This is a genomic window from Enterococcus faecium (genome assembly GCF_029023785.1).
Lineage (GTDB): Bacteria > Bacillota > Bacilli > Lactobacillales > Enterococcaceae > Enterococcus_B > Enterococcus_B faecium.
Genome location: NZ_CP118955.1, coordinates 1 through 24686, shown reverse-complemented (window position 1 = coordinate 24686; position 24686 = coordinate 1). Strand labels below are relative to the sequence as shown.

Here is a 24686-nt window from a genome sequence, read left to right as displayed (position 1 = left end):
ACATAAAGATGTTTATTTTTTTATTGCTGTGAATAATGTCAAAAATCCTACGACACCAACTACTGTCCAAGTCAAATGACCTTGATCCAAATAAATAAGCATCGTGACAAAACTAGTAATCAGTCCTACATGAATTCTTTTTTGATCCATCTGCATCCCTCTTTGAATACTAGTATCACTCGGATATTTGATCGTTTATTTATTTTTTCTATATTTTTCTCTTAAATTTTAAACACGGATCATTTTACCGATATTGTGATTCGATGGTACGACTTGGGATGATCCAAGCAGCTAGAATCACGATGTTTGCGATCAGCACGGCTACTGGCGCTACTAAATACCCTAAGACAATTCCTAACACATTCAAACCAATCGATAGATACGATTTCTTGTAATTATTCAACATCGCCTTCAATGCTTTCTCGTGGCCTTTATTTGCTTTGACAAGTTCTTTTGCCAAGATATAATACGCAATATTAGCGGTCAAGGTAACAAAACCATAAGTCATTTCTGGAGCCAGGCTATTGATGTACTCACTGATCCATGAAGTTGCAAACGGAAAAAGCGAAAGCGCAAAAACAAAGAAACTGTTCGCCCATAAGACCCGTCCATTTATCTTATGTACAACTTGAAATAAATGATGATGATTGTTCCAATAAATCGCTAAAATGATAAAACTGACAATATAGATAAAAAATCGGTAACCTAATGCAGCGAGCGCCTCCCACGTGTCTCCGTTAGGTTCATGAAGTTCTAAAACTAAAATAGTCATGATAATCGCGATTACAGCATCTGTAAATGCTTCAAGACGATTTTTAGGCATGATATTCTCCTCCTTTTCCGCTCTATTTTAGATGATAAACCAGAGAAAAAGCAATTGTTTGATCATTTAAGTAGATGAAGTAAAAATCAGTCTTCAGTTGGAGGTGTTTTTAAACAATCCCTGTTATACTTTTTCTATAGTAAAGAATGAACAAGAGGAGGGTTTTGTATGCGTCAAAAAAATATGTTCTTAAATATCTTCATGGTTCTTTTAGTGCTAATTGCAGCTAGCTTCGTCATCAGTCTTTTTGTCAGTGTCCTAAGCGGGCTTTTATGGTTTGCGGTCAAAGTTCTAATCCCAATCGCACTTATCATCTGGCTTGTTCGCTGGATCAAAGGAAATACACATAGAAAAAACTATTATTAATGTATGATACCATTCACTTCATTATGATATAACTTACTAAAAAAATAGGGTCGCGATATAAGTTCGCGGCCCTATTTGATATATCATATATATTTTTTTTATTTATCCTAATGCCACATCCAAAATCATCATAATGATAAATCCACTCATGACGCCAAAAACTGCAAAATGACGTTTGCTGGACAATGTCTGCTGTGCTTCAGGGATCAATTCTTCCACCACGACATAAATCATTGCTCCTGCGGCAAAAGCAAGTGCATAAGGAAGCAGCAGCTCCACTTTCGTTACTAGTAGCGCTCCAATCACTCCAGCAATTGGTTCAACGATTCCAGAAGCTTGTCCGTAAACAAAGGCCTTTTTACGACTCAGACCTTCTTGTCGCAACGGGATTGATACAGCTGCTCCTTCTGGGAAGTTTTGGATACCAATACCTAGCGCCACCGAAACAGCGGCTAATATAGCGGCTGTCGGATTATCCGCAGTTGCTGCTGCACCGAATGCTACCCCCACGGCTAAACCTTCAGGAATGTTATGCAATGTAATAGAAAAAACAAGCAAGATCGTCCGTTTTAAATGGGTAGGCAATCCTTCTGCTTCATGTTGTGGTCCAAAATGCATATGGGGCAGTGTTTTATCTGCCATATATAAAAACACACCGCCTAAACCAAACCCAATACTTACAACTAGCCAAGCAATATCTCCATTTTCTTCTGCTTTTGTAATAGCCGGATCTAACAAAGACCAAAAACTTGCAGCAATCATGACACCAGAAGCAAATCCTAACATCAAGTTTAGCACTTCTTTTTTGATTTCTTTAAAGAAAAAAACCAACCCGGCACCAAGAGCTGTCATAAAATAAGTAAAAGCTGTCCCAGCAAGTGCTTGCTGCCAAGGTTCAAGTCTCAATAGCCATTCAACCATGCCATTCCCCTCTCTTGAATCTATCTATGTACTACTCTAGCATATTCCCAAAAACATGACTACATTTTTGTGAAAAGACGAATTAGTTGGGATTTTCGATAAAAAGTTCTATACTCTAGATACAAAAAATTTATGTATCATCATTGCTAAAGGAGTGAAACACCATGTCAAAAATCAATGCAGGAATCGCAATGGTAAAAGTTCTTGAAAGCTGGGGTATCGACCATATTTACGGCATTCCCGGAGGATCTTTCAATTCAATTATGGATGCGCTATATCAAGAAAAAACCGAAATCAACTACATTCAAGTTCGTCATGAAGAAGTCGGCGCACTCGCAGCCGCTGCAGATGCAAAATTAACGGGGAAAGTCGGCGCTGTCTTCGGCTCTGCAGGACCTGGTGCGACACATTTGATCAATGGTTTGTATGATGCACAGATGGACCATGTGCCTCTAGTAGCGTTCTTAGGACAAGTTGCTTCTACATCCATGAACTATAACTCTTTCCAGGAACTAAATGAAAATCCTATTTTCGCAGATGTTAGCGTATACAATCGTACAGTCATGACACCACAAAGTCTTCCGCATGTAGTAGATGAAGCCATTAAAGCCGCCTATGAGCATAAAGGCGTGGCTATCGTGACTATCCCTGTTGATCTTGGTTTTGAAGAAATTGACGAACAACCTTTCTCCACCGCTCACACTCACAAAACAAGTGTGATATTACCAGAAGAAAAAGATTTGCTAGCTGCTTTGCCTTATCTTGAAAAAGCAAAAAAACCAGTTCTTTATGTTGGTCAAGGAACGCGAAACGGATTTCCGCAAATCAAAGAATTCTCAGAACATTTTTCAGTTCCTGTTGTCGCTTCCGTTCTAGCAAAAGGAATTATTCCTGATGATTATGAAAACTTTCTTGGTTTTGCTGGACGTGTCGCTACTAAACCCGGAAATGAAGCATTGGCAGAAGCCGATCTGATCTTATTTGTCGGTAGCGACTTCCCATTTGGACGTGCATTTTTTAATCCAACTGCTGAATTTATCCAAATCGATATCGATGCGTCAAAATTTGGACGACGCCATGAAACATCTTTGTCGATCCTCGGTGATGCAAACACAGCTTTGCAAAGACTTGTCGAGTTAGGGGATGCTCGCCCTGCTGATAGCTGGTACCTAGCAAATCAAGAAAATAAAGAAAAATGGGTAAATTGGTTGAAATCTTTTGAAGATCGAGAGGAAGAACCGATTCGTCCAGAGGCTGTCTATAAAGAAATCAATCGTATTGCTGAAGACGATGCGATTTTCGTCACAGATGTCGGTAACACGACTATCCATTCTATTCGTTTATTGAATATGAACGGTAAACAAAAACATACGACATCTGGATGGTTCGCAACTATGGGTAATGGTGTGCCAGGAGGAATTGCCGCACAACTAAGCTACCCAGAAAAACAAGTATTTACCTTAAGTGGTGATGGCGGGTTTGCTATGGTCATGCAAGATATCATTACACAAGTCAAATATCAGCTTCCAATTATTAATGTTGTCTTTTCGAATGATTCTTTTGGTTTCATCGAAGCAGAACAAGAAGATACGGAACAAAAGAAATTTGGTGTATTTTTAGAAGATGCAGATTTCGGTAAAGTTGGAGAAGCGCTCGGGGCAAATAGCTTTACAGTCACAGAATACTCGCAACTTCGATTTGCCTTTGATGCAGCTGCAAAATCAGATCGTCCTGTAGTAATCGATGTGAAGATCAATAACAAGCGCCCATTGCCAGTAGAAGATCTGCATTTAGATCCAAGAAAATATTCTGAAGAAGAAATCCAAGCATTCAAAGAAAAATATGAAGTCCATGATTTGCCAGTATTGAATGAATTATATGAAAAGAGGTTGTGACAACTGCGCTATGCTTCGAGTATTAAGATAAAATTTGTGTATATAGCTTCTCACATTTTTGCATAAATTTGTCTCGACACCTAAAAATCACCTCGTGCATATTTGTCCATGATAAAAAAGCCGGCTTCCAATTACAACAGTAAAACTGTAATCGGAAGCCGGCTTTTTTATTTGTTTGATTTTACTTATCTAAATGCATAGACGATATGTGTGATACCAAATAACATAAAATAGAATCCAACTAAAAAGCTTAATGTCAACGCAGAAGAAATTGGATTAAACAATAAGAAAATTCCTAATAAAATTCCTAAAATATTGACGATGATCGTAAACCAATAATATCCTTCACTTACTCCTCTTGCCAAGTCAGCAGTAAATAACGCTAAAACTGAATCAGCAATAAACCATACTGCAAAAACAAAAGGCAATGCTGCGACTCCTGCACCAATATTGAATAAGAAAAAGACGCCAACTAGAATATCGATGATCCCGATTATTAAGGGCATCTTTCCTTTATATCCTGTTAGCTCTTTTAATCTGTTCCGTACAAACAGTTCAAATATCCCTTTAATAAAGGCAAAAATCGCAAAGACTACTACAATTGCAACTAAATTTCCGACAGGGTCTTGAAATGATAACAATGAGACAAGTACAAATAAAATTCCCAAAATCAATGAGCCCCAGTCGATGGTTCTTTTTTCATCCATTTTCAATCCTTCTTTCATTTCTTTTACAGTTTTATAGTACTCCCTCTTATAAATAACGTCAAAAATTATGCTGTTGCAAACTAATAAATCCTATAGTAGCTATTTTCGCTCCGCTTTTATTTTTATTTTTTTCATTCTGTTTCACGTGAAACACAAAGAATGTTCGATTGCCTTGAATCTTTTACCTTTCCCCTATATAATTCTATAAGACTTGTCAAAACTAATAATGATAAAAGTGAGGAAAAAAATTGATTACTGTAAATGATGTGAGTTTGCACTTTTCAGACCGCAAACTATTTGATGATGTGAATATTAAATTTACCCCCGGAAACTGCTATGGCTTGATTGGTGCAAATGGTGCAGGTAAATCAACGTTCCTTAAAGTGTTATCAGGGGATCTGCAGCCTTCCACAGGTTCCGTTACTATGGGACCAGATGAACGGATGGCCGTATTGAAACAGAACCATTACGACTATGAAGACTATACTGTACTTGAAACAGTCATCATGGGACACAAGCGTCTGTATGAAGTGCTGAAAGAAAAAGATGCGATTTACATGAAAGAGGATTTCACTGACGAAGATGGTATTCGAGCAGCTGAATTAGAAGGAGAATTTGCTGAGCTTAATGGATGGGAAGCTGAACCAGAAGCAGCTGTTTTACTGCAAGGTCTGAACATCCCTGAAGAATTGCACCATCAGCAAATGAGTGAATTAACTGGTGGACAAAAGGTAAAAGTGTTATTAGCACAAACACTATTTGGTAAACCTGATGTTCTTTTGCTAGACGAACCAACAAACGGTCTGGATATCCAATCGATCAATTGGCTGGAAGAATTTTTGATCAATTTTGAAAATACTGTGATCGTTGTATCCCATGACCGTCACTTTTTGAACAAAGTATGTACACATATGGCGGATCTAGATTTTGGTAAAATCAAACTTTATGTAGGAAATTATGATTTTTGGTTGGAATCTAGTCAACTAGCGGCTAAACTTCAAGCAAACGCAAATGCCAAAAAAGAAGAACAAATCAAAGAACTCCAAGAATTTATTGCCCGCTTTAGTGCGAATGCATCAAAATCAAAACAAGCAACTTCACGTAAAAAAATGCTTGAAAAAATTACTTTAGACGATATCCAACCTTCTTCTAGACGTTATCCATTCGTTGGATTCAAACCTGAACGTGAGATTGGAAACGACTTATTGCAGGTAGAAAATGTAAGTGTAACGATTGATGGAAAGAAAATTTTAGATGATATATCTTTTAATTTGAGCAAAGAAGACAAGGTCGCTTTCGTCGCAGAAAATGATATAACAACAACAACGCTATTCAAAGTTATCATGGGTGAAATTACGCCAGATACTGGAACAGTACGTTGGGGTGTGACAACAAGTAATTCTTATTTACCAAAGGATACAACGAAAGAATTCGATACTGATCTAACGATTTTAGACTGGTTGCGTCAATATGCAAGTAAAGAAGAAGATGATAACACCTTCTTAAGAAGCTTCTTAGGAAGAATGTTGTTTTCTGGTGAAGAAGTATTGAAACCAGTGAATGTTTTATCTGGTGGAGAGAAAGTCCGTTGCATGCTTTCAAAAATGATGCTTTCGAAAGCTAACGTACTTGTATTAGATGATCCAACGAACCATTTAGACTTAGAATCAATCACAGCATTGAATGACGGCTTGATGGCATTTACTGGCTCAATCTTATTTGCGTCACATGACCATCAATTTATCCAAACATTGGCAAACCGCATCATTGCCGTTTCGGATAAAGGTGTGATCGATCGAGCTGATACGACATATGATGAATTTTTGGAAAATGCAGATATTCAAAAACAATTGAACGAGTTATGGGCATAATGGCCTATTTAGCTTAAAAAATAAAAAAACAGCGACCTCTAAGAGATAGGATGCTCATCTATCTTTTAAGAGTCGCTGTTTTTGTTACAATCAATTTCTGGGCTTTTTTACAGAATGAGTTACTGCTTTTATCGACTGATTCCCATCGAAAAAATCGCGATACAGCCATAGCCTGTGTGACTGGCGATCGTTGGTCCTAAGGGATAAAGCTTCACATCTTTCATCTTTATCTGCTCTTCCAAAAGCCGTTTTGCCTTCTCCGCGCTCTCTAGATCCCCAGCGTAAGCCACATAAACGATTTGATCAAGTGGTGCAACGATTGTTTTTACCGTCTCATTGACGATTGTCTGGATCGACTTGTTTCTTCCTCGAACTTTGTCAACATTCGTCAGCCTTCCTTCTTTATCCACCGTAATAATAGGCTTTACACTCAATAGACTGCCAAGAGTAGCACTTGCTTTGGAAATCCTACCGCCTCGTTCTAGATATTTCAGATCGTCTACTGTTACCCATGAATGGACTTTCAAATAATTACTTTCCAGCCACTCTAGGGTTTCTTCGATGCTTTTACCTTCTTTTTTCAATCTTACAGCTTCCAATACTAAAAGCCCTTCCCCAATACTTGCAGCTTTTGTATCAAAAACATAGATCTCAGGGTCTTCATATTCTTCCTTCAGCAATTCAACCGCTTGAAGCGCACTACTGTAAGAGCCGCTTAATCCACTGGAAAAAGCCACATATAAAACAGGAATCTGTTTTTCCGCATAAGAACGGAAAAATTCTAAATATCGGCCAACATTGATTTGTGATGTCGTAGGCATCGCACCATTTTTCAGCTGATTCATGTAGCGGTCATAATTGAATGTCTTTCCGAGGTCATCTACTAACTCTTGATCATTCAATTGGAGATTCATTGATAAAAAATCAACTTTTTCTTTTGCTAATACATGGTATGGCAGATCACAACAAGAATCTGTTACAATTTGATACACATTTTTCAACCCCTTCTCGTTACATTTTACCCTTATCGTCTATTATAGCAAATCTCTTGCGCTAGACACACTTTAACCGGTTTATTTTCGCAAGTTCTAATCAAAATAAGAGGTTGTGACAGAAGTGGTCAGCTTCAAGAAATAAGAAGGAATTTACGAAAATTGCTTCTCAAATTTTTGTGAAATTTCGGCTTATTTCCGTAGAAGCTACTTCTGGAACACCGTGAATCAGAGGTTGTGAAATCAGCGTTTTGACCTGAGTATTAGAGAAAAAAACGGAAAAAATAGTTCCTCATATTTTGCCGTTTTTTGAGCTAATACCGAGGGTCAGCTGATTGAACACCGTTTACCAAGAGGTTGTGAGCCTGCCGTTTAGCTCCGAGTCACAAGGAACAATTTCAAAAAACAGCTTCTCATGTTTGTTGAATATTGTGACTTGTGACCGAGGAGTTGGCAGGAGAACACCGTTTAGTGGAGAGGTTGTGAAAAAGCTGCTCTGCATCAAGCAGTAAGAACAATCAGATAAAAATAGCACTCCATATTTTTCATCTGATTGGGCTTAGTGCCGTAGATGCAAGCTTTTGAACACCGTTTGTTCGGAATAAGGGACTGTGACACGGTTTTTGTCACAGTCCCTTATTCTGAATAAACAGTGTTCAAGAGACAGCCTATCGGCAATAAGGCTAAACGTCTCTTTCACTACCTCTTCAAGTTATTATTATCGTATAGATAAACACTTCGACTCGCTCTGGTAAGAACGTCCTGATTCAGTCGTCGTTTTTATCCTTAGATTTGCGCCCAGACGCTTTCTAAGATGTTTGTTTGTGTTCTATCAGGTCCGACAGAAAATGTTGAGATACGTACACCAACAAGCTCTGAGATACGACGTACATAGTTACGTGCGTTTTCTGGCAGTTCTGCAAGTGTTTTGCATCCTGTAATGTCTTCTGACCAGCCTGGCAATTCTTCATAGATTGGTTTGCAGCGGTTCAACTCTTTCAAGCTTGCTGGATAGTGGTAGATTAGTTCGCCATCTAATTCATAAGCCGTACAAATTTTTACTGTTTCCAATCCACTTAATACATCGATCGAGTTTAAAGATAGGTTGGTAATACCTGAAACTCGTTTAGAATGGCGCATAACTACAGAATCAAACCAGCCTACACGACGCGGACGACCAGTTGTCGTACCGTATTCTCGTCCTACTTCGCGGATTTGTTCTCCTGTTTCATCAAATAATTCAGTTGGAAATGGTCCATCACCGACACGTGACGTATAGGCTTTGCAGACGCCGACAACTTTATTGATTTTTGAAGGCCCTACACCGCTTCCGATTGTTACCCCACCGGCTACTGGGTTAGAAGAAGTAACAAAAGGATAAGTTCCCTGGTCGATATCCAGCATTACACCTTGTGCGCCTTCAAACAACACGCGTTTGCCTGCATCCAAAGCATCATTCAAGATAACGGAAGTATCTGTGACGTATTGTTTGATTTGTTGTCCGTATTCATAATATTCTTCAAAAATATCGTCAAAATCAAGTGGTTCTGAATCAAACATTTTTACAAATTGACGGTTTTTGTCATCTAGATTCAAACGAAGACGTTCTTCAAAAATTTCTTTATCTAATAAGTCTGCAATACGGATACCTACACGAGCTGCTTTATCCATATAGGCAGGTCCGATTCCTTTAATCGTTGTACCAATCTTATTTTCGCCCTTAGCATCTTCTTGTAATTGGTCCAATTTGATATGATAAGGCAAGATTACGTGCGCGCGGTCAGAAATACGCAAATTACTTGTTTCTACACCTTTTTCATGTAAATAAGCTAATTCTTTAACCAATGATTTAGGATTGACTACAACGCCGTTTCCGATCACACTGATCTTGTCTTTATAAAAAATCCCAGAAGGAATCAAATGCAGTTTATAAGTCACACCGTTAAACTTAATTGTGTGCCCTGCATTGTCGCCACCTTGGTACCGTGCAATCACTTCAGCATTTTCACTGAGAAAGTCTGTGATTTTTCCTTTCCCTTCATCGCCCCATTGCGTACCTACTACTACTACAGATGACATGTGAACACCTCGTTCTATATTATTTAATCCTGAACCATTGTATCAATAATAGATACATATTTCAAATAAAATCGAATGATTTTTATTTTTATTTTATAAAAACGCTTAAAAAACGAACTTTATCTTTTTAGAATGGTTATTAAAAAAGAGGTTGTAACAGAAGTGGTCAGCTTCAAGAAATAAGAAGGAATGTACGAAAATTGCTTCTCAAATTTTTGTGAAATTTCGACTTATTTTTCGAAGAAGCTACTTTTGGAACACCGTGAATCAGAGGTTGTGAAAAAGCTGTCCTGCATCAAGTAATAAGAACAGCCAAACAAAAATAGCTTCTCATATTTTTCGTTTGATTGGGCGTATTACCGCAGATGCAAGCTTTTGAACACCGTTTAAGAAAGAGGTTGTGAGCCTGCCGTTTAACTCTGAGTCACAAGGAGCAATTTCAAAAAACTGCTTCTCATGTTTGATGATATTGTGACTTGTGACCGAGGAGTTGGCAGGAGAACACCGTTTAAGGAAAAGAGGTCGTAAGATCAGCGTTTTGACCTGAGTATTAGAGAAACAAACGTCAAAATAGTTCCTCATATTTTGACGTTTGCTGAGCTAATACCAAGGGTCAGCTGATTGAACACCGTTTATTCGGAAAAAGGGACTGTGACAAGACTTTTGTCACAATCCCTTTGGAGATCTGTTTAAATTAAGTACTCTAGTCGTTCCTGCGGTTACTCCTTGCATCTTCTTACGAGAGCTCTCGGGATTGCTCAAGGCTCACAACCTCTTCTTTAAAATTCTTCTCTTGGCGAAAGCGACGAAAACTTATTGTATTCTTTGATAAACAGTAGTTCAACTGTTCCTCGTGCACCGCTTCGGTTCTTCTCGATGATGACTTCGATGACGTTGTCATTTTTTGGCTCGTTTCCATCATCGTCATCTCCGCCTTCTCTTTCATAATAATCATCTCGATACAAGAAGGCTACGATGTCCGCATCTTGTTCAATTGATCCGGATTCACGAATATCACTTAGCACTGGTCGTTTGTCTTGTCGCTGTTCTACTCCACGAGATAACTGTGAAAGAGCAATGACAGGTACTTTCAGCTCTTTCGCCAGTTTTTTCAGTTGGCGAGAGATATCTGATACTTCTTGTTGACGGTTCTCTTTACCGTTACCTTCAATCAACTGCAAATAATCGATCAATATCAAGCCTAGATTGCCTTTTTCTTGCGCTAGTTTCCGACATTTCGCACGGATTTCAGAGATTTTGATCCCTGGTGTATCATCGATAAAAATATTTGCTCGAGAAAGACTCCCCATCGCAACGATCAGATTCGACCATTCTTCTTCCGAAAGCTGACCTGTACGTAAATGGCTGGCCTCAATCGAACCTTCTGCACAAAGCATCCGATTTACAAGAGATTCTGCCCCCATTTCCAAACTAAATATCGCAACAGAACGATCTGTTTTTGTTCCTACATTTTGAGCAATATTCAATGCAAACGCTGTTTTACCTACCGCTGGACGTGCAGCAAGAATGATTAGTTCTTCGGGCTGGAAACCTGCTGTCATTTTATCCAGACCTTGATAGCCAGTTGGTAGACCTGTGATTTCTTCATTGTTTTGAGCTAGTCGATCGATATTTTCAATCGTGGAGTTCAGTACTTCAGCAATAGATAAAAAGCCGCTTCGATTTCTTTTTTCCGAAACCTCCAAGATACTGCGTTCGGCATCATCTAAAATTGTTTGAACTTCTTCTCCTTGCTCGAATCCTTTCGTAACGATTCCTGTTGCTGTCTGGATCAATGTACGCAGCAATGATTTTTCTTCAACGATTTTCGCATAGTAGACGATATTTGCTGCTGTCGGAACTGCTAATGCCAAGTCTGAGAGATAACTTAAACCACCGGCATCTTCTAACAAATTGGCTTGTTCCAGCCGGTCTTTGACAGTAACCACGTCAATCGCTTCATTACGATCATTTAACTCGATCATTGTCTCAAAAATAATTTGATGGCCACGACGATAAAAGTCTTTTGGCTCTATGTACTCCATGGCATCAATGATCGTTTCTGCGTCAAGAAAAACAGAGCCTAAAACCGCTTGTTCAGCTTCAATATTTTGCGGTGGGATTCGATCCTGCCACACTTCATTCATACGTATCGCTCCTTGTCTTCAATTGCTTCATTTTACAAGAAAATGAGAGAAAAGTCATCATTCGTACCGAAAGTGTAATAAAAAAATAGTTCTCTTTTATTATACTCGTTTTCTTTATGCTATTTTGCTGTTCCCAAAAAAGAAACCGAAATCAATCTGAAATCGATTTGCAGCTTTTGCTTTCATTGCTGCAGCTGTTTTCTCAGATAAATTTCGGTTTCTCTTTTTTCCTTCTGGTTATACTTACCAGCTGAACATCGCTATCAAGATTTGTTATTCTTGTACGACATGAACTTTGATCGTAGCCGTCACCTCATGATGAAGCTTAACAGGTACGTTTGTGTAGCCTAGTGAACGGATCGGATTTTCTAATTCGATTTTTCGTTTATCTAATTTGATTTTGTATTGTTTGTTTAACCCTTCAGCAATTTGTTTTGAAGGGATCGAACCAAACAAACGGCTGTCTTCCCCTGCTTTCGCCTTCAATTCGACTACAGTATCTTCTTTTTCCAAGAATTCTTTTAACTTTTTAGCTTCTTCCAAGATTTCAGCTTCGTGTTTTTCTTGTGCTTTCTTTTGTCCTGCTAACTGACTGATACTGCTTTTCGTTGCTTCTTTTGCCAAGTTATTTTTGATTAGATAATTTTGTGCATAACCTGCTGGAACTTCTTTGATGTCCCCTTTTTTACCTTTTCCTTTTACATCTTGTAAAAAAATTACTTTCATTTGGATTACTCCTTATCATATATTTGATTCATATTTTCTTTGATTGCAGCAAATAGCTTCTGTTTTGTTTCCTCAACTGTCGTATTTTCCAGTTGAGTAGCTGCGTTTGTGAAGTGTCCTCCGCCACCTAAGGATTCCATGATGATTTGGACGTTGATCGTGCCGGTACTTCTGGCACTGATCCCAATCAAGCCGTCTGTCCGCTTTGTAATGACGAAAGCTGCATTGATATTGATCATCGAAAGCAATGTATCTGCTGTTTTTGCTGCTATAACACTATTATACTCTTTTTCGTCTGTCCCTGCCGCCACAACAATATCAGAAGTCACATAGTCGCTTCCAGCAATCAAATTGCTGATCTCCAAGTATGTCGCTAAATCCGAGCTCAATAAATATTGTACTAAGGATGCGTCTGCTCCACAAGACCTTAAATAGCTGGCAACGTCAAAAGTTCGTGCAGTTGTACGGACATTGAAACTATTTGTATCTACAACCATCCCTGCAAGCAATAATGTGGCCTCAAAACGATCTAAGCGATTTGTTTTGCTGCTTTGGTATTGGATCAGCTCAGAAACTAGCTCTGAAGCTGAAGAAGCTGAAGATTCAATATAAGTCAGCAGAGGTTTACTTGGAAACTCTTCCCCACGACGATGGTGATCAATGATCACAATCTTATCAAATTGCTCATATAGGCCCTGAGAGATCGATAGAGAAGGTTTATGGTAATCCACCATCACGAGGAGGTCCTCTTCTTTTTTCAGCTCTATGGCACGTTCTGGAGAGATTAGTTGCATTTCTAATTCAGGATGCTTATGGATTTCTTCAAGACACCGTTCTACATCTGGAATGATCTCGTTCTCATTGATAACGATGTAAGCTTTTTTCTGGTTGAAGCGTGCCAGACAACTGACACCAAAAGCAGAGCCTAAAGCATCCATATCCGGAAACTTGTGCCCCATGATAAACACATCGCCTGTTTCATCAAAAATCCGACGCAAAGCGGTACTCATCGCTCGAGAACGAACACGCGTGCGTTTGACATTCTTAGCAGATTTCCCCCCATAATAAACAGGTTTTGCTCCTTCTTTTACCTCTTTCACGACAACTTGGTCGCCTCCACGGACTAAAGCAACATCTAAATTATTCTGAGCTTCTCCACCGATTTCATCGAGGGTTCTTGAGCCATAAGCAATCCCCATACTAAGGGTGATAGGCGAGCTCTGTTTTTCAGCTTCTGCTCGAAAGCGATCCAGCAAATCAAATTTTTTATCCATCATCTTTTTCAGATCGATCATCTGTGCTACGAAGAAAAACCGTTCTGCGTTGATTCTTTTGAAAAAGACATGGTATTCATTCATCCAGTCAGAAACTAGTGTAGTGACGAAAGAGTTCAAATAAGAAATCTCTTTGTCATCTAATTTATCAATGGCATCTGCATAGTTATCAATAGATAAAATACCAATCACCGGCTGACTGTTCGTCTGATGGAGTTTTAACAACTGGTTTTGGGTAATATCATTAAAATAAACAACACCCTTTACTGTATCCATATCAAACTGAAATGTTTTATCTGCTAGATAGACTTGGTTTTTCTTTTTTTCTTTTGCAGTAAAAAAAGTATCTAGCAATTCTTCCTCTGTTAATCCACTTTGATCTTTGATTTTCAATGCTAATGGATTGAGCCATTCGATTTTTTGGCTTGATGGCTGATAAGCAATCACTCCTACAGGCATGACTTCTGAGACATAAGCTAGATTGGTTTCAGCTACAGTCGAAGCCTGCTGGATTTTTTCACGTTTATTTAAAATAAGCCAACGTTTCATTTTCAACCAATAGCGAACACCCCATAAATTCATCAATAGAATGACCGAAGCGCTAACAAAACGAAATGGTAAAATTAAGACTACCAATACTTCGATTAATATAAACAGGATAAGGAAGAGAGGTTTCGGGGATAAATGATTGTTTTTATTTTCCATAATTTTCCTCCCATATATGACTAATTTGATTTTACCATAACTTTCGTCATTCGAGCGACTAAACGAATAGAGGTTATTTTTACAGAAAAAAAGGAATTGAATAGCTGATCAAAAGGATCAGTCATTCAATTCCTAGGATTTATTAGTCTTCGCTAACGAAAGGTAGCAAGCCCATGATACGAGCGCGTTTGATTGCAACAGTAATTTTACGTTGGTTTTTAGCGCCTGTACCAGTTACACGACGTGGCAAGATTTTACCGCGTTCTGAAATAAATCTTTTTAGTAATTCGATATCTTTATAATCGATATATTCAATATGGTTAGCAGCAATGTAGTCTACTTTACGACGTTTACGTCCGCCTCTTCTTTGTTGTGCCATTCTATTTCCCTCCTATCAAATTCGTTTAGAATGGTAAATCATCGTCTGAAATGTCGATCGTTGAACTTGAGCCGAATGGGTCAGAAGTATCACGGTCGAAATCAGGCATACCGTTGGATGATTGAGATGTTTGATTAGAGTTATTGTTTCCGCCAAATCCGCCAGCTGATTGACCAGAACTTTGGAATCCGCCGCTTTGTTGGCGATTTTCAGATGCAGAACGACTTTCCAGCAATTGGAAGTTGTCAGCTACTACTTCTGTCACGTATACACGTTGTCCTTGCTGATTATCATAAGAACGAGTTTGGATACGTCCAGTAACACCTAAAAGTGTTCCTTTACGAGCATAGTTTGCTAAAGTTTCTGCTGATTTGCGCCAAATCACACAGTTGATAAAATCAGCCTCGCGATTGCCGCTTTGGTTTGTAAAATTACGATTCACAGCCAAAGTAAATGTTGCGACTGCCGTACCACTTGCTGTGTAACGCAAATCTGGATCTTTCGTCAGACGTCCAACTAATACAACATTATTAATCAAAATAGTCATCTCCTCTCATCGTTTTCTATTGTTTCACATGAAACAACAATTAAGCTTCTTCTTTAACAATCATGTGACGAATGATATCGTCGTTGATTTTAGCAAGACGGTCAAATTCATTGACAGCATTTGCTGATGATGGAGAAGATACTTTAACGATGTGATAGATACCTTCACGGTAACCGTTCATTTCATAAGCGAAACGGCGTTTTTCCCAATCTTTTGATTCGATAACTTCTGCTCCGTTATCTTTCAAGATTGCATCGAAACGTTCGATTAAAGCAGTTTTTGCTTCTTCATCAATGTTTGGACGAATAATGTACATGATTTCATATTTCGTGTTTTCCATTGATATTCACCTCCCTGTGGACTTTCGGCTCTTAGGTTCCTAAGAGCAAGGAGAGTTATCTAATTAATTAGACTACTCACAAGCTCTAATTATACACTCTATTTTGGTCAAAAGCAATACAGAATGAACAGTTTCGAATATTTTAAGAGAAATTCAACTAATCAAAAAAGCCAGCAGGAATAACCAGATTTTTTAATCGGTTATTCTTGCTAGCTTACACACTTAGTCTTGATGGTTATTCTTCTGATCCTTGTTCTTCAACTGTTTGTTCTGCAGCTTCTGGTTCGACTGCTGCCATCGTGACAACTTTCGTATCAGCTTCCATCTTCATCAAACGTACGCCTAATGTTGAACGTCCAGTTTGAGAAACAGTCGATACGTTGAAACGGATAATGACACCTTTATCTGTAATCAGCATGATGTCTTCATCTCCAGAAACAGTGGTCAATCCAGCTAGTGGACCATTTTTTTCAGTGATGTTCGCCGTTTTGATCCCTTTACCTCCGCGGCCTTTCACTGGATATTCCGATACTTTTGTCCGTTTTCCGTAACCTTTTTCTGTGATCACTAATACTTCTTGATATTCCTTCATTAAGGCTGCCCCAACGACATAATCTTCCTCACGCAGGCGTATCCCTCTGACCCCGGAAGCTGTACGTCCCATATCGCGGACTGCTTCTTCTTTGAAAGTGACAGAGTAGCCGTTATGTGTTCCAATAATGATATTAGATTGACCATCTGTCAGTAGCACATTGACGAGCTCATCGTCTTCTTTCAAACCAATTGCGATCAGACCATTACTTCGGATGTTAGCAAAAGCAGTGACAGAAGTACGTTTTACTGTACCTTGACGCGTCGTAAAGAAGAGATAGTGGCCTTCTTCTGCTTCTCCCGTCACCGCAATGATTGCCTGGATGCTTTCACTCGAATCGATACCTAGTAAATTGATGATTGGGATTCCTTTGGCTGTACGCCCGTATTCTGGAATTTCGTATCCTTTTGCCCGATACACTTTTCCGTTATTCGTAAAGAATAACAATGTATCATGGGTAGAACAAGAAACCAGATTTTTGACGAAGTCGTCATTGTGGATACCCATTCCTTGGACACCACGTCCACCCCTTCGTTGAGCTCTGAATTCATTATTTGCCAAACGTTTGATGTAACCATTGTTTGTCAATGTAATAACGATTTCTTCTTCTTCGATTAAATCTTCATCTTCCAGACTTAAGACCTCACCGACTAGTAATTCTGTGCGTCGTTTATCACCAAATCGTTGATTCAAGTCTGCTAATTCATTCTTGATGATTTCTGTAACACGTTCTGGTCTTGCCAGAATGTCAGTTAAATCTTCAATCAGTTTTAAGAGTTCTTGGTATTCATTTTCGATTTTTTCCCGTTCCAAACCGGTCAATCGGCGTAAACGCATATCTAAAATAGCTTGAGACTGGCGATCGGATAAATCGAACCGTTCGATCATTGTTGCTTTTGCCTCGTCATCTGATTTAGACCCGCGGATAATCGCAATGATTTCATCGATATGATCCAAAGCAATACGCAAACCTTCTAAGATGTGTGCTCTTGCTTCTGCTTTTTCTTTTTCAAAGACCGTCCGTCGTGTGATGACTTCGCGTTGATGTTCGATATAGTTTTCAAGGATTTGTTTCAAGCTCAAAACTTTCGGCACACCTTTTTCGATCGCCAACATATTGAATCCAAATGAATTTTGCAAGGATGTCAATTTATATAAGTTATTCAAGATAACGGATGCGCTGGCGTCACGACGGATGTCAATGACGATCCGCATACCTTCACGGGAAGATTCGTCCCGCAAATCTGTGATCCCTTCGATACGCTTGTCTCTGTGCAGTTCAGAAATCCGTTCGATCAATTTTGCTTTATTGACCATATAAGGCAATTCTGTCACGATGATCCGTTCTTTACCATTTGGCATCTCAGTAATCTCAACTTTTGCACGTACGGTAATAGAACCCTTACCTGTTTCATACGCTCTTCGGATTCCTGATTTCCCCATAACCAAACCACCTGTTGGAAAATCTGGTCCAGGTAATACTTCCATCAATTCATTGGTCGTCACATCAGGATTATCCATCAGCAAATCGATAGCCGCTACTACCTCAGACAAGTTATGAGGTGGGATATTCGTGGCCATACCTACGGCGATCCCCGTTGTTCCGTTCACTAAAAGATTCGGGAAGCGAGCAGGTAGTACAACTGGTTCTTTTTCTGTATCATCATAGTTGCTTTGGAAATCAACAGTGTTCTTATTGATATCACGCAGCATTTCTGTAGCGATTTTGCTCATCCGTGCTTCGGTATAACGCATAGCGGCGGCACCGTCACCGTCAACAGAACCAAAGTTTCCATGACCATCCACTAGCATATAACGGTAGCTGAATGGCTGTGCCATCCGTACCATTGACTCATAGATCGCACTGTCTCCATGAGGATGGTATTTACCCATGACATCTCCGACGATTCTGGCAGATTTTTTATGGGCTTTATCCGGTGTTACACCTAATTCGTTCATGCCGTATAAAATACGGCGATGAACGGGTTTCAGACCATCTCTGACATCAGGAAGTGCACGTGCGACAATAACACTCATCGCATAATCGATGAAGGAGTCTTTCATTTCGCTGGTTAGATTGACATCATGGATGTTTTCTCTGATTTCTTCACTCATTCTTTTTCCTCCTTCATGATTAAATATCTAAGTTCTTCACATAGTGTGCATTTTCCTCGATGAATGCACGACGGGGTTCTACTCGATCCCCCATCAACATTTCAAATATCTGATCTGCTGCAATAGCATCGTCCACACTGACGCGGGCCATCATCCGATTGCTTGGGTCCATAGTTGTTTCCCATAGTTGATGATCATCCATTTCTCCAAGTCCTTTATAACGCTGAACGCTTGGTTTTGGTGAGGCAGGAAGTGAAGCAACGACTTGTTTCAACTCTTCTTCTGCATTTTTTCCTGGTTGTACATACGTAATATTCTTCCCTTGTTTTACCCCGTATAAAGGTGGCTGAGCAATATAGACGTATCCAGCTTCAACAATAGGACGCATGTAACGATAAAAAAGAGTCAGCAGCAATGTACGGATATGCGCGCCGTCGACATCGGCATCAGTCATGATAACTAATTTGTGGTAGCGAGCTTTCGATACATCAAAATCTTCTCCAAACCCTGTACCCATAGCAGTAAATAAAGACCGGATCTCTTCATTTGCCAAGATCTTGTCCATGCTTGCTTTTTCAACATTCAAGATTTTCCCACGAATAGGCAAGATGGCTTGAAACTCTCGATTACGACCTTGCTTAGCTGATCCGCCGGCCGAATCTCCTTCGACGATGAACAATTCGCATTTTTCAGGATCGTTGCTAGAGCAGTCCGCTAATTTTCCTGGCAGATTACTAATCTCTAAAGCACCTTTACGTCTCGTTACTTCACGCGCACGTTTCGCTGCTAGACGAGCTCTGGAAGCTAGTAATCCTTTTTCAACAATTTGCCGGCCCACACTTGGGTTTTCCAGCAAGAATTTCATGAAATGTTCGCTAAATAACCGATCAGTGACTGTCCGTACTTCGGAATTGCCCAATTTTGTTTTTGTTTGTCCTTCGAATTGAGGGTCAGGATGCTTGATAGAAATAACAGCTGTCAATCCTTCTCGCACGTCTTCACCGGTCAAGTTGTCGTCATTTTCTTTCATCAGCTTTTGTTTTCGGGCATAATCATTTATCACACGAGTTAAAGCAGTCTTGAATCCTGATTCATGTGTTCCACCTTCATACGTATGGATATTGTTGGCAAAACTCATGATATTGGAATGGTAGCCGTCTGTATATTGCATAGAGACTTCAACTGCGATATCTTGCTGTTCACCTTCCAAATATACAGGTTCTGGAAAAATCACGGTTTTGTTTGCATTCAAGTATTCGACATAACTTTTGATCCCGCCGTCATAATGGTATTCATTGATGACTGGTTCTTCTTCTCGTTTGTCTTCAATCGATATACGCATCCCGCGGTTCAAGAAAGCAAGTTCACGGATCCGGGTAGCCAATTTTGAAAAATCAAACTCAGTTGTCTCTGTAAAAATTTCAGGGTCTGGCGTAAAGTGAACCGTTGTTCCATGGCGATCCGTTTGTTCGATAATCTTTAAGTCGTCCACTACAGCTCCACGACGATATTCTTGATAGTACACATTTCCTTCTTTGTATACTTTGACATCAAGCTGTGTAGAAAGCGCGTTTACAACAGAAGATCCTACTCCGTGAAGTCCACCAGAAACTTTGTACCCACCACCGCCGAATTTTCCTCCAGCATGTAAAACAGTAAAGACCGTTTCAACTGCAGGACGTCCAGTTTTTGCCTGGATATCTACAGGTATCCCCCGACCGTCGTCAATAACGGTGATACTGTTGTCTTTTTCAATAATCACATGGATTTTCGTTGCAAAACCTGCTAATACTTCATCGATCGAATTATCGACAATTTCCCAAACAAGGTGATGCAGACCCTCAGAACTAGTCGAACCGATATACATGCCAGGTCGTTTACGAACGGCTTCAAGTCCTTCAAGTACTTGAATCTGACTGGCATCATACTCTTTAGCGCGTTCTACTAAACTTCTTTCTTCTGTCATTCAGTTTCTTCTCCTTTTAGTTTCCCTTGTTGAACATAAAAAATCTCAGGTTCAACAGTCATTTTATTTTTTACATGGTCAAGTGTCGTTGTTGTTAAGAACGTTTGAACTTTTCCTTCGATTGTTTCTAGCAGATGGAGTTGACGATTAGCATCCAGCTCGCTCATCACATCATCTAACAAAAGGATTGGATATTCCCCTGTCTCTTCTTTAATCAAATCGATTTCTGCTAATTTGACACTTAGTGCAGTTGTTCTTTGCTGTCCTTGCGATCCATAAGTCTGCACATTTTTCTGATTAATAAAAAAGGAAAGATCGTCACGATGAGGACCAACTGTCGTTGTTCCCCGAAAAAGGTCTTTCTTTTTATTTTGGTTCAAAAGTGCGAGAAATTGTTCTTGGATTTGCTCTTGCGTATGTGTTTCTAAAGAATCGACTGCGGTGAGATACTCGATTTCCAGCTGCTCTTTTTGATGGGTGATTTGCTGATGCAAAGAATTAGCCCAAAACTCCAATCGCTTGACGAACTGTGCTCTTGCTTTCAATACTTTGCTGCCAAACGCTGCTAGTTGTTCGGACAAAATATCCAAATAAAGCAAATCAGTTTGTTTTTTTTCATTCAATTGCTTCAAGTACTGGTTTCTTTGTTTCAAAATTGCTTGGTATTGGACAAGATCATAAAGATAGATTGGATTGATCTGGCCTAATTCCATATCTAAAAACTTCCGCCTGATCTGCGGGCTGCCTTTTACTAAAGAAAGATCTTCTGGTGCAAATAAAATGACATTCATTTGTCCCACGTAAGTACTTAACTTTTTCTGTTCGATATGGTTGATCTTGGTTTTTCGGCCTTTTTTAGATAATAAGATTTCTAATGGAAGAGTGGATGAACCTTTTGTGATCTCTCCTTGAATCATCGCCTGATCGTCAGTCCAGCCAATCAATTCCTGCTCACTACTTGTCCGATGACTTCGCGTCATAGCTAATACGTAGATACTTTCCAAAAGATTCGTTTTTCCTTGCGCATTTTCTCCTAAAAAGATGACGAGGTTCTTGGAAAATTCGATGTTCAGCTCTTCGTAATTTCGATAATTTTTTAAATACAGCTTATTCAGCCTCATTATCGTCGTTTCCTTTTTTTACCATAAAAAAAGTTCCTACTTCTGGAACTTCAACCATCATGCCGGGATAAAGTTTGCGTCCACGACGATTTTCTGGTTCGCCATCGACTAACACAGTGTTTTCTGCCAAATACCATTTTGCTTGTCCGCCACTACCGATAACTGTGACTTCTTTCAACATTTGGCCCAACGTCATGAATTCCGTATTTAGAATGACTTGTTGTTTCAATGCCCATCCCTCATTTTCATTATTAAAAGTATACTCTATTATACCTTTTTTTTCGCAATAAAACAAATTTATCCATATATTTTTCCATATAAGACGATTTAATCTAAAAAAGGTGATTTAAACAAAAATAAACAGAAAGCCTTAAAAGAGATTTTAGGGCCTTCTGTTTAAAATTTTATTTTTTCTATTTCTTTTCAATTAAATTTTCAAGAACATTGAAAATCATTGTTAATTTGTACGTACAGGAGTAATCAGCTGAATAAATTGAACGCCATCTTCCGTTGGTTCCAATGTAAATGGACGAATAGCAGAGATAAATTTCACTTTGATGCTCATATCTCCAAATGCACGCAACGCTGCTTTCATATAATCCGGATTGAAAGAAATATCTAATGGATCGCCACTGCTTGCTGTATAACTCAAGCTTTCTTCTACTTTCCCGATTTCTGGCGAATTTCCGTATAAAACAACCGCATCTGGACGAATAGATAAACGAACGATGTTGTTACGGCCTTCATGAGAAAGTAAAGAAGCCCGTTCGATCGCCGCTAAAAAGCTAGGAACAGAAAATTCAACCTCTGTATTAAAACTTGAAGGAATCAAACGATTGGTATCTGGATAGTTTCCTTCTAGCAAACGGGAATAGAAATACATCGTTTCTGTTTTGAACAACACTTGGTTTTCCATAATGCTGATTTCGACGATTTCTTCTTCATTTGTTAATGAGCGAGATAATTCGATCAAACTTTTTCCAGGAATAACAATATCAAAATGATCAGCCGCTTGTTCTACTGGAATCACGCGTTGACTTAGACGGTGAGAATCAGTAGCTACAGCTAATAAAGAATTATCAGATAAAATGAAATGCACACCTGTCAAGATTGGACGACTCTCATGTTGTGAGACAGCAAAAACTGTTTCGTTGATTAGTTTAGTCAATACGTGTACAGGTAATTTCATCTGGTTATGGCTTTCGACAACAGGAAGATGAGGATAGTTATCTGCATCTAATCCATTTACGATAAAATTCGCTTTTCCAGAAGTGATCGCTACTTGTTTATTTTCTAAAACTTCTAAAGTAAATGTTTCTTCAGGAAGTCTCCGAATGATTTCGCTAAAGAAACGTGCTTGTAAAACAATGGAACCAGTAGATTCGATTTGCATATTTGCTTTTTCGTTTTCAACAGACAAAAAAGTTTCAATTGATATATCAGCGTTGCTCCCCGTCAAAGTCAAACCTTCTTGTGTCAGTGTGATTTTTACACCTGTCAAAATAGGGATCGTGGTTTTGCTTGAAATAGCTCGTTGAACAGTTTGCAATTCCTGCATAAAGCTAGCTCGGTTTAAAGTAACTTTCATGATGTATCTCCTTTGAATGTTTGTTTATTTATTATTAGTTAAAAAGAATAATAAAAGTAATAGGGCATGTTGATTCTGTGGAAAACTCAAAAAACGTAAGAGAGAAACGAAAAAACAGCTGTGGAAAAAGTGTGTATAACTTTTGAACGTTTTTTTCTTTTATCCACATGCTATTTTCAGTTGATAGAATCGACAAATTAATTTAGTAAAAAGTTTTTGATTTCTGATACTTCATTTTGCATACTGACACTAGAATCCATCAGCTGCTGGATTTTTTCATGAGCATGGATAACCGTTGTATGATCCTTGCCACCGAATTCAGCTCCGATTTTCGGTAAAGAATTATCTGTGAGCTCACGTGCCAAATACATAGCGATTTGTCTAGGAACAACAATAGATTTGACGCGTTTCTTTCCTTTGAGATCTTTCAATTGGATGTGATAATACTTTGCCACTTCTTCTTGGATCTGCAGGATTGACAATTGAGGATGTCCTTTTCCTGATTTTAACGTTTTCAGTGCGTCTGCAGCTAGACTAGTCGAAATATCTTCACTATTCATCGCAGCAAAAGCTTGCACTCGAACAAGCGCACCTTCTAATTCACGAATGTTAGAATCAATTTGTCCTGCGATGTAGCTTAGTGTGTCATCTGGGATCTCTAGACGTTCAGCCGCCGCTTTTTTACGTAAAATCGCTGTTCTTGTTTCAAGATCCGGCGGTGTAATATCAACAGACAGCCCCCATGCAAAGCGAGAAACAAGGCGTTCTTGCAGTTTCGGAATCTCGTTTGGCAACCGATCACTGGTTAGTACGATTTGTTTCCCTTCATTGTACAAGGCATTGAAAGTATGGAAAAACTCTTCTTGCGTAGCTTCTTTTTCTGCAAAAAATTGAATGTCATCCACTAGCAGTAAATCAACATTTCGATATTCTTGACGGAACTCTTCTGCTGTTTTGTTTTGGATCGAATTGATGAAATCATTAGCAAAAGTTTCACTGCTTACATATTTTACTTTGGCATTAGGCTGACTTTGCAGCATTTGATGACCAATTGCATGCATCAAGTGAGTCTTACCAAGTCCCACGCCTCCATAAAAGAAGAGCGGGTTATAAATAGAACCTGGATCTTCTGCTACAACGAGCGCTGCTGCATGAGCCATCTGGTTTCCTTTACCAATGACAAACGTATCAAAGGTATATTTAGGGTTCAGCATGGCTTTTTTTAGCGGACTAGGTGCCACAACTTTTGGATTTTTTTCTTCTATAACTTCTTCTTGCTCTGCTTCTTCGCCAGTAATAAAGCGAGGGATAATCTCATTTCCTGATAACATATAACCGACTTCAACGATTTTTGTCGCCAGGTTTTTTTCCCAATATTCTTTATGAATCTTGCTAGGAACCTCAACAACGAGCTGGTTTTGATCAAGGGTTCGAGGGTTCGCTGTTTCGATCCATGTATTATAGCTAGCAGGCGATAAATCCTTTTGGTATGTTGCTTTTAATTCATTCCATAAAGCATCGAGGGATACCAT

21 protein-coding genes are annotated in these 24686 nt (G+C 39.1%); 3 read left to right on the top strand and 18 right to left on the bottom strand.

Going from position 1 to position 24686, the window contains the following annotated elements; genetic code table 11:
- Positions 1-12 precede the first annotated feature (12 nt).
- Together PYW34_RS00105 and PYW34_RS00100 are read right to left on the bottom strand one after the other, a co-directional pair.
- The gene (locus tag PYW34_RS00105; RefSeq protein WP_002294338.1) at positions 13-150 is read right to left on the bottom strand and encodes a hypothetical protein; all 138 of its coding nucleotides are present in this window, start codon (positions 148-150) and stop codon (positions 13-15) included.
- Positions 151-244: 94 nt separating this feature from the next.
- Positions 245-823 carry a TMEM175 family protein gene (locus PYW34_RS00100; protein ID WP_002288651.1) on the bottom strand — a complete coding sequence of 193 codons (579 nt, stop codon included), beginning with the start codon at positions 821-823 and terminating at the stop codon, positions 245-247.
- A gap of 168 nt (positions 824-991) precedes the next feature.
- On the opposite strand from PYW34_RS00100, the gene PYW34_RS00095 reads away from it, so the two are divergent.
- A complete protein-coding gene (locus PYW34_RS00095) occupies positions 992-1189 on the top strand; it encodes a hypothetical protein (RefSeq protein ID WP_002294340.1) in 198 nt (65 codons plus the stop codon).
- A 102-nt stretch (positions 1190-1291) separates the two neighbouring features.
- On the opposite strand, the gene PYW34_RS00090 is transcribed toward PYW34_RS00095, so the two are convergent.
- Complete coding sequence (locus PYW34_RS00090) at positions 1292-2110, bottom strand: ZIP family metal transporter (RefSeq protein WP_002294342.1); 819 nt, start codon at positions 2108-2110, stop codon at positions 1292-1294.
- 164 nt (positions 2111-2274) lie between these two features.
- Between PYW34_RS00090 and spxB the strand changes: the two genes are divergently transcribed.
- Positions 2275-4005, top strand: a complete 1731-nt coding sequence (gene spxB, locus PYW34_RS00085; RefSeq protein ID WP_002288384.1) for a pyruvate oxidase — start codon at positions 2275-2277, stop codon at positions 4003-4005.
- A gap of 185 nt (positions 4006-4190) precedes the next feature.
- On the opposite strand, the gene PYW34_RS00080 is transcribed toward spxB, so the two are convergent.
- Positions 4191-4712: an HdeD family acid-resistance protein gene (locus PYW34_RS00080; RefSeq protein ID WP_002309892.1), complete on the bottom strand. Its 522-nt coding sequence runs from the start codon at positions 4710-4712 to the stop codon at positions 4191-4193.
- Positions 4713-4960: 248 nt separating this feature from the next.
- On the opposite strand from PYW34_RS00080, the gene PYW34_RS00075 reads away from it, so the two are divergent.
- The gene (locus PYW34_RS00075; RefSeq protein WP_002288381.1) at positions 4961-6583 is read left to right on the top strand and encodes an ABC-F family ATP-binding cassette domain-containing protein; all 1623 of its coding nucleotides are present in this window, start codon (positions 4961-4963) and stop codon (positions 6581-6583) included.
- A 128-nt stretch (positions 6584-6711) separates the two neighbouring features.
- Here the strand turns inward: PYW34_RS00075 and PYW34_RS00070 are convergent, their stop codons facing one another.
- The 14 genes from PYW34_RS00070 to dnaA form a co-directional block, all read right to left on the bottom strand.
- Positions 6712-7575 (bottom strand): DegV family protein, encoded by an 864-nt coding sequence (locus PYW34_RS00070; protein ID WP_002288377.1) that lies wholly within the window; start codon positions 7573-7575, stop codon positions 6712-6714.
- A gap of 786 nt (positions 7576-8361) precedes the next feature.
- Positions 8362-9654, bottom strand: coding sequence for an adenylosuccinate synthase (locus tag PYW34_RS00065; RefSeq protein WP_002288375.1), 1293 nt, complete (start codon positions 9652-9654; stop codon positions 8362-8364).
- A 779-nt stretch (positions 9655-10433) separates the two neighbouring features.
- Entirely contained in the window at positions 10434-11801 is a 1368-nt protein-coding gene (gene dnaB, locus PYW34_RS00060; RefSeq protein ID WP_002288373.1) for a replicative DNA helicase, read from the bottom strand.
- A 273-nt stretch (positions 11802-12074) separates the two neighbouring features.
- Positions 12075-12527 carry a 50S ribosomal protein L9 gene (rplI, locus tag PYW34_RS00055; RefSeq protein ID WP_002288372.1) on the bottom strand — a complete coding sequence of 151 codons (453 nt, stop codon included), beginning with the start codon at positions 12525-12527 and terminating at the stop codon, positions 12075-12077.
- 5 nt (positions 12528-12532) lie between these two features.
- The gene (locus tag PYW34_RS00050; protein ID WP_002288371.1) at positions 12533-14506 is read right to left on the bottom strand and encodes a DHH family phosphoesterase; all 1974 of its coding nucleotides are present in this window, start codon (positions 14504-14506) and stop codon (positions 12533-12535) included.
- A 142-nt stretch (positions 14507-14648) separates the two neighbouring features.
- Positions 14649-14885: a 30S ribosomal protein S18 gene (gene rpsR, locus PYW34_RS00045; protein WP_002288370.1), complete on the bottom strand. Its 237-nt coding sequence runs from the start codon at positions 14883-14885 to the stop codon at positions 14649-14651.
- Between the two features lie 25 nt (positions 14886-14910).
- Positions 14911-15423 (bottom strand): single-stranded DNA-binding protein, encoded by a 513-nt coding sequence (ssb, locus tag PYW34_RS00040; RefSeq protein ID WP_002288368.1) that lies wholly within the window; start codon positions 15421-15423, stop codon positions 14911-14913.
- Between the two features lie 49 nt (positions 15424-15472).
- Positions 15473-15772 (bottom strand): 30S ribosomal protein S6, encoded by a 300-nt coding sequence (gene rpsF / locus PYW34_RS00035; RefSeq protein ID WP_002288366.1) that lies wholly within the window; start codon positions 15770-15772, stop codon positions 15473-15475.
- Positions 15773-16007: 235 nt separating this feature from the next.
- Positions 16008-18479 carry a DNA gyrase subunit A gene (gene gyrA, locus PYW34_RS00030; protein WP_002333197.1) on the bottom strand — a complete coding sequence of 824 codons (2472 nt, stop codon included), beginning with the start codon at positions 18477-18479 and terminating at the stop codon, positions 16008-16010.
- Positions 18480-18498: 19 nt separating this feature from the next.
- Positions 18499-20445 carry a DNA topoisomerase (ATP-hydrolyzing) subunit B gene (gene gyrB, locus PYW34_RS00025; protein ID WP_002288364.1) on the bottom strand — a complete coding sequence of 649 codons (1947 nt, stop codon included), beginning with the start codon at positions 20443-20445 and terminating at the stop codon, positions 18499-18501.
- On the bottom strand, positions 20442-21566 hold the full coding sequence (gene recF, locus PYW34_RS00020) for a DNA replication/repair protein RecF (RefSeq protein ID WP_002333196.1): 1125 nt from the start codon (positions 21564-21566) through the stop codon (positions 20442-20444). Before recF ends, gyrB begins: the two co-directional genes overlap by 4 nt.
- Positions 21553-21795 carry a S4 domain-containing protein YaaA gene (yaaA, locus tag PYW34_RS00015; RefSeq protein ID WP_002295251.1) on the bottom strand — a complete coding sequence of 81 codons (243 nt, stop codon included), beginning with the start codon at positions 21793-21795 and terminating at the stop codon, positions 21553-21555. Before yaaA ends, recF begins: the two co-directional genes overlap by 14 nt.
- A 228-nt stretch (positions 21796-22023) precedes the next feature.
- Positions 22024-23154, bottom strand: a complete 1131-nt coding sequence (gene dnaN / locus PYW34_RS00010) for a DNA polymerase III subunit beta (protein ID WP_002288361.1) — start codon at positions 23152-23154, stop codon at positions 22024-22026.
- 197 nt (positions 23155-23351) lie between these two features.
- Positions 23352-24686, bottom strand: a complete 1335-nt coding sequence (gene dnaA, locus PYW34_RS00005; RefSeq protein WP_002288360.1) for a chromosomal replication initiator protein DnaA — start codon at positions 24684-24686, stop codon at positions 23352-23354.